The sequence below is a fragment of the Rossellomorea orangium genome (assembly GCF_019334305.1).
Taxonomy (GTDB): Bacteria; Bacillota; Bacilli; order Bacillales; family Bacillaceae_B; genus Rossellomorea.
In genome coordinates this window covers 424190-438893 of the sequence record NZ_JAHWGH010000014.1, presented here as the reverse complement: position 1 = coordinate 438893, position 14704 = coordinate 424190, and the positions used below count along the sequence as shown (strand labels likewise).

16 protein-coding genes are annotated in these 14704 nt (G+C 37.5%); 13 read left to right on the top strand and 3 right to left on the bottom strand.

Annotated elements, in window-relative coordinates:
- Positions 1–274 precede the first annotated feature (274 nt).
- Complete coding sequence (locus KYJ26_RS11850; protein WP_257474980.1) at positions 275–1273, top strand: thermonuclease family protein; 999 nt, start codon at positions 275–277, stop codon at positions 1271–1273.
- A gap of 122 nt (positions 1274–1395) precedes the next feature.
- Positions 1396–1884, top strand: coding sequence for an LURP-one-related/scramblase family protein (locus tag KYJ26_RS11845; protein WP_219167475.1), 489 nt, complete (start codon positions 1396–1398; stop codon positions 1882–1884).
- Positions 1885–1914: 30 nt separating this feature from the next.
- On the opposite strand, the gene KYJ26_RS11840 is transcribed toward KYJ26_RS11845, so the two are convergent.
- The 3 genes from KYJ26_RS11840 to KYJ26_RS11830 form a co-directional block, all read right to left on the bottom strand.
- On the bottom strand, positions 1915–2442 hold the full coding sequence (locus tag KYJ26_RS11840; RefSeq protein ID WP_219167474.1) for a hypothetical protein: 528 nt from the start codon (positions 2440–2442) through the stop codon (positions 1915–1917).
- Between the two features lie 85 nt (positions 2443–2527).
- Positions 2528–2716, bottom strand: a complete 189-nt coding sequence (locus KYJ26_RS11835; protein ID WP_219167473.1) for a hypothetical protein — start codon at positions 2714–2716, stop codon at positions 2528–2530.
- A gap of 15 nt (positions 2717–2731) precedes the next feature.
- On the bottom strand, positions 2732–2908 hold the full coding sequence (locus KYJ26_RS11830) for a hypothetical protein (protein WP_219167472.1): 177 nt from the start codon (positions 2906–2908) through the stop codon (positions 2732–2734).
- A gap of 228 nt (positions 2909–3136) precedes the next feature.
- On the opposite strand from KYJ26_RS11830, the gene KYJ26_RS11825 reads away from it, so the two are divergent.
- The 11 genes from KYJ26_RS11825 to KYJ26_RS11775 all read left to right on the top strand — a co-directional run bounded on the left by KYJ26_RS11825 (position 3137) and on the right by KYJ26_RS11775 (position 14673).
- The gene (locus tag KYJ26_RS11825; RefSeq protein ID WP_219167471.1) at positions 3137–4822 is read left to right on the top strand and encodes a hypothetical protein; all 1686 of its coding nucleotides are present in this window, start codon (positions 3137–3139) and stop codon (positions 4820–4822) included.
- 597 nt (positions 4823–5419) lie between these two features.
- Entirely contained in the window at positions 5420–5941 is a 522-nt protein-coding gene (locus KYJ26_RS11820; protein WP_219167470.1) for a MarR family winged helix-turn-helix transcriptional regulator, read from the top strand.
- Between the two features lie 23 nt (positions 5942–5964).
- Positions 5965–6354, top strand: coding sequence for a rhodanese-like domain-containing protein (locus tag KYJ26_RS11815; RefSeq protein ID WP_219167469.1), 390 nt, complete (start codon positions 5965–5967; stop codon positions 6352–6354).
- Positions 6355–6428: 74 nt separating this feature from the next.
- Positions 6429–7322, top strand: a complete 894-nt coding sequence (locus tag KYJ26_RS11810) for a DNA-3-methyladenine glycosylase family protein (protein ID WP_219167468.1) — start codon at positions 6429–6431, stop codon at positions 7320–7322.
- Between the two features lie 79 nt (positions 7323–7401).
- Positions 7402–8472: a methyltransferase gene (locus tag KYJ26_RS11805; RefSeq protein ID WP_219167467.1), complete on the top strand. Its 1071-nt coding sequence runs from the start codon at positions 7402–7404 to the stop codon at positions 8470–8472.
- Entirely contained in the window at positions 8469–9722 is a 1254-nt protein-coding gene (locus KYJ26_RS11800) for an NAD(P)/FAD-dependent oxidoreductase (RefSeq protein ID WP_219167466.1), read from the top strand. Before KYJ26_RS11805 ends, KYJ26_RS11800 begins: the two co-directional genes overlap by 4 nt.
- Positions 9723–9761: 39 nt before the next feature.
- The gene (locus tag KYJ26_RS11795) at positions 9762–10469 is read left to right on the top strand and encodes a hypothetical protein (RefSeq protein WP_219167465.1); all 708 of its coding nucleotides are present in this window, start codon (positions 9762–9764) and stop codon (positions 10467–10469) included.
- Positions 10466–11362 carry an SRPBCC family protein gene (locus tag KYJ26_RS11790; protein ID WP_219167464.1) on the top strand — a complete coding sequence of 299 codons (897 nt, stop codon included), beginning with the start codon at positions 10466–10468 and terminating at the stop codon, positions 11360–11362. The genes KYJ26_RS11795 and KYJ26_RS11790 overlap by 4 nt, the downstream gene beginning before the upstream one ends.
- 58 nt (positions 11363–11420) lie before the next feature.
- The gene (locus KYJ26_RS11785; protein WP_219167463.1) at positions 11421–12173 is read left to right on the top strand and encodes a cyclase family protein; all 753 of its coding nucleotides are present in this window, start codon (positions 11421–11423) and stop codon (positions 12171–12173) included.
- 19 nt (positions 12174–12192) lie between these two features.
- A complete protein-coding gene (locus KYJ26_RS11780; protein ID WP_219167462.1) occupies positions 12193–13470 on the top strand; it encodes a beta-ketoacyl-[acyl-carrier-protein] synthase family protein in 1278 nt (425 codons plus the stop codon).
- Positions 13471–13485: 15 nt separating this feature from the next.
- Positions 13486–14673, top strand: coding sequence for a beta-ketoacyl synthase N-terminal-like domain-containing protein (locus KYJ26_RS11775; protein WP_219167461.1), 1188 nt, complete (start codon positions 13486–13488; stop codon positions 14671–14673).
- Positions 14674–14704: the final 31 nt, after the last annotated feature.

The window sequence follows — 14704 nt, the reverse complement described above, 5'->3', positions numbered from 1 at the left end:
CTGAATAAACAAGATAGGAGAGGAAGCATGGGGCGTACCCCGTGCTTTTTTATTAATAGGAAGTAGCGGAATGGTTCACATGTTTCATTAGGATATTTTTATGCTGGGCAAAAAAACCTTTTTCAACTAGGAGAAATTAATTTTACTAAATGGCAATATTATCTGATAAATAAGCGATTTTTATAATACAATTAACATACAAATCTGTTGAAAATGGTGCGGTCATTCAGAATGGATTGACGAATTTAATGAAAAAATATGATGAGGTGCTGAAATGAAGGGATTACCTATGACCTTAGCTGCCATTGCCATCGTTTTCACCTTGTTCATGGCAATGATAACGCCTGCAGCATGGGTTGGACTATTGATCGTGGTGTTTGGTTTATACCAAACTGTTCAAAAGAGAAAAGGCAGAAGGGCGTTTTCAAGCGGGCTGATCACGATTGGAATTCTAGGTGTCATGATCGGGGGCTGTTCAGCTCCATCAGATCAAGTGGATACAGCAGCTACTGAAAAGGCTGAGAAAGAAGCCGATCAACAAGCGAAGGCAGATGAAGAAAAGAAAGTGGAAGTTGAGCAAGAGCAGCAGGAACTTGCCTACACTTCCGGACTGGAAGAAGTACTGGTTACCCGAGTGGTAGACGGAGATACAGTCGAATTAAAGGATGGAAGAAAAGTACGATTGATCGGAATTAACACCCCCGAGTCCACAACCAGAACAGAAGAATACGGAAAAGAGGCAAGTAATTACACAACCGAAAAGCTGGAAGGCAAAACGGTCTGGCTCCAAAAAGATGTGTCCGAAACGGACCGCTATAATCGTTCACTTCGCCTGATCTGGCTTGAAATTCCTAAGGATGACATGGACGAAGAAGAAATCCGGACAAAGATGTTTAATGCAGACCTCGTGTTAAACGGATATGCAGAGCCGTCCACCTACAACCCGGATGTCAAATACAGCGAGTACTTCGTGAAATTTGCCCGGGAAGCAAGGGAGAAAGAAACAGGCCTGTGGGCTTACGGTGAAAATGGCACGACCAAAGGGGATCTGGATTCTAATAAAGAAAAGAAAGCAACGACAGCATCCACACCGAAATCCAGTTCCAGCACGAGCACTGCCACAACAGAAGAACCGGCAGCTGCCCCGCAACAAGAATTCTATCAAAATTGTACCGAACTGAGAAAAGTCTATCCGGATGGAGTCCCTTCCGATCATCCTGCATATGCATCGAAACATGATCGGGATAAAAACGGCTGGGCGTGTGAGAGATAAAGAGAGTAAGAGCCATTCCTTTCGTGAAGGGATGGCTTTTTTTATGTGCAACAGTGAAAACTTGGAACTTCACCCCGTCTCATTCGTATATAAAGGAAAGAAGTAAAATGGAGGGGAATAGGATGAAACAGCTATACATTAAACAAAAAGTGTTCAGTCTCAGCGAGAAATTTACGGTAAAGGACCAGGACGAGAAGGACGCCTATTCTGTCGAGGGAAGCTTTATGAAAGTACCGAAGACATTCTCCATCATGAATCAGGACAGGGAAGAAGTCGCCCTGATCACCAAGAAGGTACTGAGCTTTCTGCCGACGTTCTTTGTTGAAGTGAATGGTGAAGAGGTCGTGACGATCAAGAAGGAATTGTCCTTCCTAAAAGCCAAGTATTCCATTGATGCTGCAGGCATTGAAGTAGAGGGAAACTGGATGGATATGAACTTTCACGTGTTGCACAAGGGAAGAGTCGTAGGCGAAGTGGGGAAGGAATGGTTCAGTTGGGGCGACAGCTACAGGGTACAGATCATGGAGGAAGAGATGGAGACCGTGATCCTGGCGCTTGTGATTGCGATTGATTGTGTGAAGGCGGATCAGTCGAATACGGCGACCTTTTAAAGAAGCACGGGAACCGTCCCCGTGCTTCCTTCAAAGGTTAAACATCTTTTGAAATGTCTCCATCGTTTCTTTCTGCTCTTTTCGCGAACTTGCAGGAACTGTATCTTTCGTGAATTTATTCAATAGGGCATTGTAACGGTTAAGCATGGTCATTTGTTGCAGGGCCATATGAGTATGAATAGTGCGGACATTTTCAGCTTTCATTCGTAACGCAGAGTTGAAATTATTGTTCGCCATCGATTTGGCACTAGTGGCCAGTTCTTTTAGGATATTCTCCTGACTCATGCCTATACTGTTTTGTTGGCAGTTAAATGAAACAGGTTCCCATTTATGGAGATCCTCAATACTAATCGTTTCATTTTGAACAGGATCCATAAGAGCAATCATGACTTTCACATGGTTTTGCATCATCATGTACTGTTCCGTGGCGGCCTGCTTGATTTCTGAGTTTTGAAGGGTACATATATACGAGGCTAACTTATCCAATTCTGCTTTATGAACGGGCAGGTGTTCAGCCATTAAACTCAAATCGATCATCTTAAGAATCATTCTGGTCATTCCTCCTCCCCTTCATATGTATTCATAGGGGTTGGAATAGTGACCTATGGAAGAAGAAGCACCGGGACGTTTCCCGTGCTTCCTCTTAGCTTTCACCCTTATTCTTCGAAAATATGTATCTAGCATTAATGTAAAATAAAGTACCAAAGAAAAACAAAGCGGTAATCAGCCAGCTCGCAATCGCCCAATACTCTCCATTTAATAGATATCCACTGATAAACGTCACACATACCATCATGGCCATCACCACATACATGCCGATTATGTATTTCATTTCAGACACACCTTTCTAGATTGTCGTAAACCACCAAGCAAAAAGCATGATGCTCGTTACACCCCATGCCGTCGTTCCCAGTATAAACCAAATCGTTGGTTCCGTTTTATGATTTCCTTTTCTTTTCAATAAAGCAAGTACACGAAAACCGATGATAAAGAAACTAACAGCTGTCCAAAGTAAGAAGTTCATTTTTATTTCTCTCCTTTTTGTTGAAAAAATGATCTGTCAGGGAAACAGCAGATATCAAAATGTGGAGGTTATTACTAGACTATTCTATTAAAATCCCCTTGCCCCTTTCTTTTTTACTCAACTGTAAAATATTTTTATTTACCTATGCCAAAAGACACATGTACTCCCACCTCCCCCATAATAAAATAACAAAGAAATAATCAATTTTCTTACTAAGAAGGGGAACCTATGAACGAGATAAAAATGAGAAGTTTGGTAAAACAGCTGCACAGCACGGATCCGGGGACGCGGTATGAGGCGCTTGGAACGTTGTATGAGTTGAAGGGGCATGATGATCTGAAGATCCGGGTGGAGATGTTGAAGGATATGGTGAAGGAGGCGGCTTCAACGTTTCCTGAGCGGGTGGATGTGTGGGATAATCCTTCCCTTGGGTTGGTAGAGTTTGTGTGTGACTATCCGATGCCTGAGATTATTGATGAGATTCTGCTGCGCTTTGATGGGTTTGATCCGGATGCGAAGGTGCGGGCTCTTGAGTGTTTGCTGCTGACGAAGGATGAGGGGATCTTTCAGGAGATTCATGACAAGACGGTGCAGTTGGTTACACATGAGGAAGTCGTGCTGCCGGTGGAGGAGCTGTGTGAGTTTCCGGTGATGTTGAGGGCGATTGTGGATAAGACGATCGATCAGTTGGAATCCCCTTATTATAAATATATGTATTATGACTTCATCACGGCGATCATTGAGTCGGGAGTGGAGGCAGGGTACAAGAGGGCGAAGGTGCTTCCGGTGCTGTTGGCTGATTATGCGAAGCTTCGGGACGAGTATCTGAATTATGACAAGGAATATCGGTCCAACTATGCGTATCAATCGTGGAAAGAGTCGTACTTCCGGCTGAGGTACCGTATCAATGTGTTGATCGGGTTGATGAACTTCTATTACTCCGAGGAGGCAGAGGGTTTTCTGAAGGAGGCCGTTTCGTTCAAGGATCCACGCATCTGCACGAATGCGGTAGTGGTCGCGATGAATAAGAATATCCCGGTTCAACCGGACATGCTCCGATCGCTTTCCAATCATGTCGAAAGTGCCGAGTTGATGTACTGGGGGCTCGCGGAACATAATAAAGAGCATCTCTTCCCTGTCAGTCCAAAGCAGCCGGTGCTTGCAAAGGCACATCTCTTTAACCATCTGGTCCATTTGCAGGATGAAGAAGGAGAGGATCTCAATATCTTTCCGGAAAACATCGAGGTCGTCGATTCCGTCGACACCGTGAACTCATACGGTCAGCCGCTGCGCTATTATCTGATGAGCTTCTCCCATGGGGACGAGGTACTCGCTGCATGGGTGGGAGGATATGGCCTTGAGGAGGAGGATGACAGTGCGCACATGTGGGAAGGCACCCACACCGACCTCGAACCAATACAGAACAGAACCGTCGAAGAGCACAAACAGCTCTTCTTGAAAAAACGGGAAGAATACGCACGTGAAAATGAAGAGACCGTCTACTACGAGAGCTCACCAAGCCTCTCCAAAGGTCTGTGGTTCTTCTATGCCATCCTGATTTCACACTGGATCAGGGTCTTCATTAACGGCATCACCGAAACCGAGATTTACATCTCCGTTGGCTTCACTCTCCTTGGAGGGATTCTTACCGTCTATGAACTATGGAAGAAAAAGCGGAGTGCTGTCGTCATTGTGGGCAGGAAATTAATGAAGGTGAAGGGTGAGAAGAAAGAGAGCATTCCTCTTCAGGAAATTAAGAAGGTAACGTATGATAAGAAACAGATTAGTGTTTATAACAAAGAGAATGTTATCACGATGAAGTTTCCGATGCGCTGGGTGGAGTATGGTGAGTTTTATTATGTGTTGGTTGAGCAGACGGGGCATTTGAGGGAACAGCCTTATATTGAGGAGTAGGGGATAGCTCTTAGTTAGCAAAAAACAAAGTAGTAGACCCTTTCCAAAGTTGGATATATGCTATTATAGAAAAATAAGCACTAAACCACGATAAGAATGGGGTTTAGTGCTTATTTTTGTAAAAATGTCAGTAGTACATTTAAGATAATGGGAGAAGTTTTCTCTAACTTTTTGCTAAGGTTGTTAGGAACTAAATGTAATTAAGCTAATTAATATAAAATTTTGATATTAAAAGTAAAATATTTTAAATAAATGTTAATTTTATACAAAAAACACATACTTAACGCCTTGATTTCGTAATTATTTGGTAGAATATGTATTTAATTAGTTTTGTTTTGCATATATAAAAAGGGGTACTTTTGGCTCATTTTTGTATATAAGAGTTCATAAAAAAATAAATTAATCTATAATACAAGATAACGACAAAAAAATACAATTATTTGAATATATGTAAAAACTTGTGCATACTTTATGAACTTATATATATATATTTGGAAATTAGAATATAATACTAGGTGTTAAAAAATACATTTTTTTCTAATTGTGTTTACTTTTTTAGTTAGCCGCCTTATAATAAGGTGGCATACTAAAAAGGAGGTGGAACAACTGTATCTAGATTTTAATCTAAAAGACCTACCCACACCTGAGATATTATCTAGCTATTCTGAAAAATTTCCGAATGTAGATGTAGAGGGCGTGCTATTAACATTAAATTTTTTAAAAACCGCCAAAGAAGTAAACGCTGCCTATGGAAAACATTTTTCACACTACGGTCTTTCTGAAGGGAAGTTCACTTTAATGATGCTACTATATCGTGAATTTGAGAGTCCAATTACCCCTTCAGAATTAGCGAAAAGTGCTAATGTAACCAAAGCTACTATAACTGGTCTTATTGATGGATTATCAAAAGATGGCTTTGTAAAACGTTCGATTCACCCTGATGATCGCAGAAAGCAAGCTGTTTTTTTAACTAAAGAAGGACTAGGAGTTTTAGAAGGTATGCTACCTAATCATTATAATAAAACAGCTGGACTAGTTAGTTCTTTATCACCAGAGGAACGTAAAACTTTTTTTGAACTCTTAAGTAAAATGAGAAAAGGTATCACTAGTTTTATTTAAATTAATTAAATGGAGGAATAAAAATGAATAGATTAGATTATTTTAAATCTCGAATTGAAGCAACTCTAAGCCCTATGGATTATATACAAATGAAAAAGAAATTTCCTGAAGATTCTGTTTTAATAGATGTTCGCAACGGTCCCGTTGAAGCAAGGAAAAATAAAATTGACGGAGCAGTCGTCATTCCGCAAGTTGAAATCGAAAGCCGTTTGAATGAGATTCCTAAAGACAAAAAGGTAGTGGTTTATTGTTGGGATGTATGGTGTAATACAGCATCAAAAGTAGCAGTGAAATTATTGGAGAATGGTTTTGAAGATGTTCAAGAACTAACAGGAGGGATTGCGGCTTGGGAAAAAATGAATTTCCCTCAAGAACCACTAAGTACGGAGAAAACTACTAACTGTAGTTGTTAAAAAATTTGTAGGTAGGGAGGCGTCTCTACCTACGTAATAAAATTATTATATTGGTCAAGAAGGAGGTAGTTAATTTGGTAAATAAAAAAGAAGGGGTACTTTATCCAAAAGCGCCTTACGATTTTGAAAAGTCCTTAACGTTTATTAATCGATTCCCTCCTTCAAAAGAAGAAAAGTCTGTTAATAGTCGTTCACTTATTAAAGCAACCAGTATAGATGATCAAATTGTATTATTTAACTTAGTTGGTAAAGGAGACATCGCAACTCCTCAAGTTAATTATAAGTTATATTCAGATTCAGAAATCTCGGAAAAACTTGAAGAGAAAGTTATTAACAGAATCAAGCTCTACCTTAGCTTAGAAGATGAATTAGACCAATTTTATAAGGATGCAAAGAACGACTCTGCCTTTTATCCAATTATTGAGAACCTATATGGGTATCATCAAGTAAAGTTTTTAACGCCATTTGAAAATGCGTGTTGGGCTATTCTATCTCAAAGAACCCCTCAAAGGAAAGCAAAATATTTGATGAATCAATTAGCAAAAACTTATGGAAAATCTATAAGAGTTAAGCAACAAGAATATACTTCATTTCCTGAGCCACTTCATATACTAAATTCATCTGAGGATAAAGTTCAATCACTTCTTGGAAATTCTCGTAAAACCAATTATTTACTATCTGCTGCAAATGCTTTTGCAGATATAGAAGACGAGTTTCTAATTTATTCAGATTATGAAAAAGTTAATGAGTGGCTTCAAAAGATAAATGGCATTGGAGAATGGTCGTCATCCTTTATAATGCTTCGAGGCATAGGGAGGATGGAAAAATTACCAGTTGGTGAAAAAATGCTACAAAAGGAAGTCAAATCTCTTTATGGAGATTTATGCCTTACAGAAATCTCTAAAAAATATAAGAGTATGGTGGGATACTGGGCTCATTATTTGAGAGCAAGGAGTCTGTTTAAATAAAACGGAAAACTTTTAAGGAGGTGGTTAAAAAAATAAAATGTCGAACTCTCATTTAAGTCAAAAAATAAGGAGATAATGAATGGTAAATGGATATGATTACACTATCCCCAACAATAAAAAAAACAATATACAAGATTATTATAACAAAAATAAAGAATTAAACAAACTATTTAAAATTTCTTGGGGATTACAAGAAGCTGGTGTATATGTAGCTGCTTTAGAGTTGAGAATTTTCGACTTTTTCGAAGAGGGAAAGGCAGATATCACTTCAATTGTAAAATCTAGTGAGTATAATGCCACTGGCTTAAAAGTGCTGTTAGATGCATTAGTAGGATTAGAAATTTTAACATGTGATGATAAGTACTATTATGTATCAAATGAATTTAGTGCTTACCTTAGGACTGATAGCGAACATTATATTGGAGGGATTTGGAAGGTTCATAAAGATCTAAATTTCCCTGTTTGGTCAAAATTAGGTGAGTCAATTGTTAGTGGCAATCCTGCTAATAAACTATTTGGTAATGAAATGAATAAAGTATGGGAAGTTGTTGTCCCTTATTTAAATTCAATTTCTAGACCTGTAGTAGAAGAAATAAGAAGACTCTTACATTTAGACAATATTACTACTCCATTTAATATCTTAGATGTTGGATGTGGATCCGGAATATATGGACAATTGATCGCTGTCCATAATGCAAATGCAAATGTTGTCGGAATTGATAGAAAGAACGTATTGAGTATTGCTGAGGAACAGGCAAGGCGTATGAATGTGGACAGGCAGATTCAATATGTAAGTGGCGATATTTTCGAAGTTGATTATGGAATAGAGCAATATGATTTTTTAATACTTAGTCATATATTACATGGGTTCAGTGAAATAGAAAATAAAAAGCTATTAGAGAAATGCTATCTGGCTTTAAAAAAAGGCGGAAAGCTAATTATTAATGAATTCATAGTAGAAGACAGAAATTCAAGAAATATTTTTCCTTTGTTATTTGGTGTAGAAGCGTTTTTAGTTGGTACAGGACATGCCTATACAATAGATGAGTATAGTAATTTACTGAACGGATCTAAATTTCTGAATGTATCGTTACAGCATATTACTGGTCCAAGTAACCTAATTTTTGCAGAAAAAGGTGAGTTTCAATGAATAAGTTATATTATGACGTAATCGTAGTTGGTGGAGGGCCAGCAGGAGCTACAGCATCTGCGCTATTGGCTAAGAATGGAAAAGATGTTTTGGTGATAGAAAAAGAGGTATTTCCAAGATATAAGATTGGTGAGTCTCTTGTGACAGGTATAATTCCAATTCTTAAAGAGCTTGAAATTTACGATAAGGTAAAAAGAGATGATTTTATTCAAAAATATGGTGTCACTCTATTATGGGGAAATACAATTGACCCTTGGCATATTTACTTTGGAGAAACTGGTCCAGATGGGGGGGAATATGATTATGCTTTTCAAGTAGAGAGAAGTAAATTTGATCAAATTCTTTTAAATAACGCCAGAGAAAAAGGTGCAACAGTTTTAGAAGGACATCAGGTTATTGAATTTATTGAAATAGATGGACGATGCACAGGGGTACGTTACAGAAAACCAAATGGAGAAGAATACATCGTTCATGCCAAATATATAATTGATGCTTCTGGACAAGCTACATTATTGGCAAGAAAAAACAAGTTAATAGAATACGATGAAAAATTAAAAAACATAGCAGTTTGGAGTTATTTTGAAGATGTTGAGCAATATGAACATCGCGCAGCTGGAAACATATTAACTGAAAATACAACGGATGGATGGATATGGGTTATACCATTAGCAAATGGAAAGACTAGCATAGGTTGGGTATCTAATGGAAACTGGACAAAAGAAAAAGGTAATCTCAACCTTGAACAAAAATTTAGAGAGGTATTATCTAATAGTATAGAAACTAAACGCCGTATTAAAAATGCTAGGCAAGTAGATTCCGTTCGAACTGCAAAAGATTGGTCATATGTTTCAAAACAGTTTTATGGACCTGGTTATGTACTAGCAGGAGATGCTGCTGGATTTATTGATCCACTATTCTCCTCTGGTGTTTTCCTTGCTATGAATGCTGGAAGTTTATCAGCAAAGCTTATTAATTCAGCTCTAGATGATCCCTTAAACGAGAATGAATATTTATATCGCTACGAAGCAGCGTATAAGACATTCTTAGAAAAAGTCATTTCCTTCGTACATTATTTTTATGATGCTAGTCTTGATAGAACATCTTATTTTAAAAAGGCTCAAACTCTTGTGGACCCATGGAGGAAATTAACAGATAGAGAGGATTTTATCTTTCTTATTTCAGGTTTAGCCGGTTGTCATTTATTAGCCGACCATGACCCAGTTAAAAGCAAAGAGACTGAGCTAGCTTAATAGTTTTCGGAATAATCAAATTATAAAAGGAGAATTAATATGAATATTAAAATTTTTAAAAGTTTATTAGAAGGAATGGGAATTGGAATTGAAGATATTCAGTTAGGGCAAACACTTGGTGAAGAATTAGAAATGGATTCTCAAGAAATTGTTGAACTTACATGTGAAATTGAAGAACAACATAATGTCTATTTAAAAGACGGGGAAATTACGCGTGACTCTACTGTGCAAGAAGTTTTGAGTTTAATAGAACAAAAAAAGTCCCCTTTCAATTATCGGCGCACTGACACTGTAGTATTACCAACTTCAGCTAGTGATTTTTTAGATGCACTTTGGAAGTTGGAACACTGGGAGGAATTGCTTCCTCATATTAAAAAGATTGAGGTTTTATATGATGATGGTGCAAACCAAGAATTTTATATGACGGTTGACACAGATGGAAACCCAGTCAAAGTTCGTTCCATTCGGAGGTTGCGAGAAAATGTTATTGAGTTTTTTCAGCCCGTTCCACCAAAGTATTTAAAACACCACGGGGGTTGCTGGGTGTTAAAACAACTCGAAAATGGTATGACCGAAGGTACATTAGTACACAATTGGAACATCTCTGAAGAAGGTGCAAAAGAGTTTTTCCCTAACATTACTTTAGAGAACTTACCAAGAGCAATCGAAGATAAACTATTTGAACATGCACAAGCCTCTTTACGTTTGTGGAAAAACATATTTTCAAAAGAAGTTGTTTCATCATGATTATTCAGCAAACGATTATTATTAATGCGCCAATTGAAGAAGTATATGGTGCTTATGCTGATATTCATAAATGGAAAAAAGTTCTTCCAGACGTGTTGGAAATTAATGAAATTGAAGATGATGGGGTCTATCAAGAGTTTTTAATGACAGTTTCAAGGCCAACTGGTCCTGAAACTGTTCATTCCAAAAGGATTTGCAAAAAATATGAAAGTATAGAATTAACTCAACCAATCCCCCCTCCGGGAGTTAAAAGTATGGTAGGAGAATGGAAGTTTATAAACAAAGGGAGTACTACAGAGGTAACAGCTACAAGAACGGTTGAGTTGGTTAATGAAAATATGACAGATGAAGAACTTCATTTAGCTGAAATTAGATTTACAAAAAATCTTAAGAGATTTCTAAACCAAAACCTTACCTGCTTTAAAAATTATCTGGAACTTTATCAGGAAATTACCCTATCTATTGAGCTAAATGAAAATAAGCACAGTTTATTTGAAATTTTTTGGGATATAAAAAAGTGGAATTCATATTGGAATAAAATTGATAATGTGACCGTCATTTATGATGATCAAGTCCATCAAGAATTTGCTATGACTGTATGGAGAGATGGCGCCAAAGAAAATGTTAGAACTATTCGGTACGCAGAGGACGAGGGGATTCATTTCTTTAGCCCAGAGCCTCCTCGTTTATTGAACTATCATGTGGGTGCTTGGTTACTGTCAGGACATGATGGTACTGATAAAACAACCGTAGAAGCAAAACGGGGTTTTACGCTTAAAAGAGGACCAGATGAAGAATTAGTTGAGTATAAAAAGCGTGTTACTGACTATAGAGAAAAACTTGAGGAGCGAATAAACAAAATTTTAAACTCATTTGCCAAAGCAATGAATTAAATATAATTTAGTGCTCCTTTTCTTTAATAGAAAGGGAGCAGTTTAGAGGTGCTTGAAATTGAAGATAATCGACCTTAGCTTGACAATTGAAACATCTACAAGTGAACCAGAACCAGTTGAGATAGAATATATTTCTCATGAACAAGGTGCAGAAATTCTTGGAGCTGATAAAAACTTAAAAAAAGAAGATTTCCCTGATGGTATGGCACTATCCCATGAGCGCATAAAAATTACAAGCCACTCGGGAACTCATCTTGATGCCCCATCACATTATGGTCCACTGTGCGAAGGAGCAAGAGCTAAGACTATTGAAGAAGTCCCGCTTGAATGGTGTTACGGGGACGGTCTAATAATCGACGCCAAAAGTAAAAGTGATGGACCAGTTACTAAACAAGAAATTGTAGATTATTTATATAAAGTGGGATATACAATTAAACCAGGGGATATTGTCTTCATTAATACTGGAGCTGATAAGCTTTGGGGAACAAAAGAATATTTCACTGACTTTAGAGGAGTAACAAAAGAAGCAACAAACTGGATAGTTAAACAAGGGGTTAAAATAATAGGAATTGATAGCTTTGGTTTTGATCCTCCATTTCATAAAATGTTAGATGAATTTGAACGGACTAACTCTACCGAAGTATTATGGCCAGCTCATGTTTATGGTAGACAAAAAGAATATTGTCAGATAGAACGGTTATGTAATTTAGATAAAGTACCAGTTCCATTCGGGTTTAAAGTATCTTGTTTCCCAATCAAGGTGAAAAATTGCGGAGCAGGTTGGGCTCGCGTTGTCGCTAATATGGAATAAGTAAGTGAAGGAGTGCTACATGGAAATGAAAAGAGAACGGGTAGTAGTAACTGGAATGTCAGTTGTAACACCTATCGGGGAAAATTTGGAGAGGTTCTGGTATAACCATATACGAGGGATGTCTGGGGTTAGAGAAATAACGGACTTTGAAATACCTTGTAATCTAAGTGCAATTGCAGGCATTGCTGATTGCTTTAAACCAGAAAGTGTTGGATTGAAACAAGAAGAGATTGAAAAATATGACAGAAGTGTCCTCTTTGCTTTAGCGGCCACTAAAGAAGCGATAGCCATGTCTGGATTGGATTATTCTAAGGAAAATAATCCAGATAAAAGGGGAGTTTATATAGCCAATGCTATTGGTGGCATAGGTAATATGGAACAGACTTTTAGAAAAGGTACTAAATCAGGTGAGACAAGCCTGCCTTTAACTTCTAATTCAAATGATCCAGTCTATGATTGGTTCCAATTTAATACAATTAGCAGAACATTGGCTGAAAAATATAATTTTTCCGGGGGAAACGCAGTTATTACTACAGGGTGTACAGGGGGCATTGATGCACTTGGCTATGCACTAGAAGCAATTCGATCAGGAGAAATTGATGTAGCTCTGACTGGTGCTACGGAAGCACCAATCACTCCTCTGCCTGTTGCAGCGTTTAATAAAATTAAAGCGACTTCTCGAAAAAAGAATGATTGCCCAGAAAGAGCTTCTAGGCCATTTGATAAAGACCGTGATGGTTTTGTGCTAGCAGAGGGATGTGGAATCCTAGTTGTGGAGTCTTTAACTCACGCTAAGAAAAGGGGTGCTACAATTTTAGCAGAAGTATTTGGATTTGGTAGCTGTAATAACGCACAACATATGACTGATATTCCTCAAGATGGAATTTCAATTGCGAATTCAATAGAACTTGCATTAGAGGATTCAGGAATACCCAAGGAAGCAATTAACTTTGTTAACATGCATGGCTCATCTACGCCTCAAAATGATCGTGCCGAAAACCAAGCCCTATTTTCAATTTTTGAAGATAGAACTGAACAAATACCTGTTACTTCTGTCAAATCCCAAATTGGCCATCCTTTGGCTGCATCTAACAGTATAGAGATTGTTAGTAGTATAAAAAGTATTCAAGAAGGGATTATCCCACCAACTATTAACCTAGTAGAAAAAGACCCAGCGATAGATTTATGGGTAGTAGGGAATACAAAACTTCAATATCCTGTGGAGTATGTTTTGAAGATTAGTAGTGGTTTTTCTGGTATTCACTCAAGTTTAATTATTGGAAAATATTCAGAGTAAAGGGGGAGAGCATACATGAGTAATAGAGTTGTTATCACTGGTATAGGAACTGTGACAGCAAGCGGTTTAGAATATAGAGATTTATGGAAGGATATGAATGAAGGGATCTCCCACTTTTCTAGGGAAAAATTATACCTAGATTCAGATGAAGAGCAAGTTGTATCAAAGGTTTCTGATGAGTTAATTCAAAATTTAATCCCTAAAAGAAACCTGAAAAAGATAGATAAGTTTTCAAGCATGGCTTTAATTGCTGCTGAAAAAGCAATGCAAGATGCCAATTTAATCATTAATGATGATTGTGCGAAAGACATAGGAATAATTCTTGGAAATTGTACAGGAGGCTGGTCATATGTAGAACCTCAACTTTATGATTTGTATAAAAAAGACCTCACAAAATTAAATTCATATGTTGCCACTTCCTGGTTCCCGACAGCCCCTCAGGGAGAAATATCTATAAAACATAATATTCTCGGTTATAGTAAAACTATCTCGGCAGATTCGTTAAGTGGCGGGTATGCTATAAATCATGCATTACATATTATTAAAAGTGGGAAGTTAAAAGGAGCCTTAGTGGGAGCATCTGAGGCCCCTCTTACACCTCTAGTGTATAATGCATTACTCTCAAGTGGTAGACTTTCGGAAAATGGTGAATACAATCCATTTACTTCACAAGCTAATGGTCAGATTATAGGAGAGGGTGCTATAGTTTTAATATTAGAGGAATACGAATATGCTAAATCACGTGGAGCAGAAATAATAGCAGAAATTGAGAGCGTTAAGGTCGGGTCTAGTACGAAAAGTACCTTTCAAAATTTAATCGATGATATAAGCACGGACATAGATTATATCTTCTTAAATGCTAGTGGAAATATTACTGAGGATCGAAAAGAAATAGATGATTTAGAAGAAGTCCTAGGAAATACTTTTGCATCTATTAGAAAAATACCAGTGGGAACATCTAAGAAATTCTTAGGTAACTTATTATCCGCTTCAATTCCCCTGGATATCGCCACTGCCTGCCTTATGCTGAAACATCAGGAACTTTTATCTACTTTTGAAGATCCTAATTTTGCTGAATCTAAGTATATAACGAGTTACGTAAATAAAGATCAAGCTAGTTCTGTTGAGTCAATTGTTATAAACGGAAAAGATTATCACAATCAAAGTATAAGCATTTTAATTAAGAAAAACCAATTTGAATAAGGTCCCAAAAAGTGTCCAATTAGGACACTTT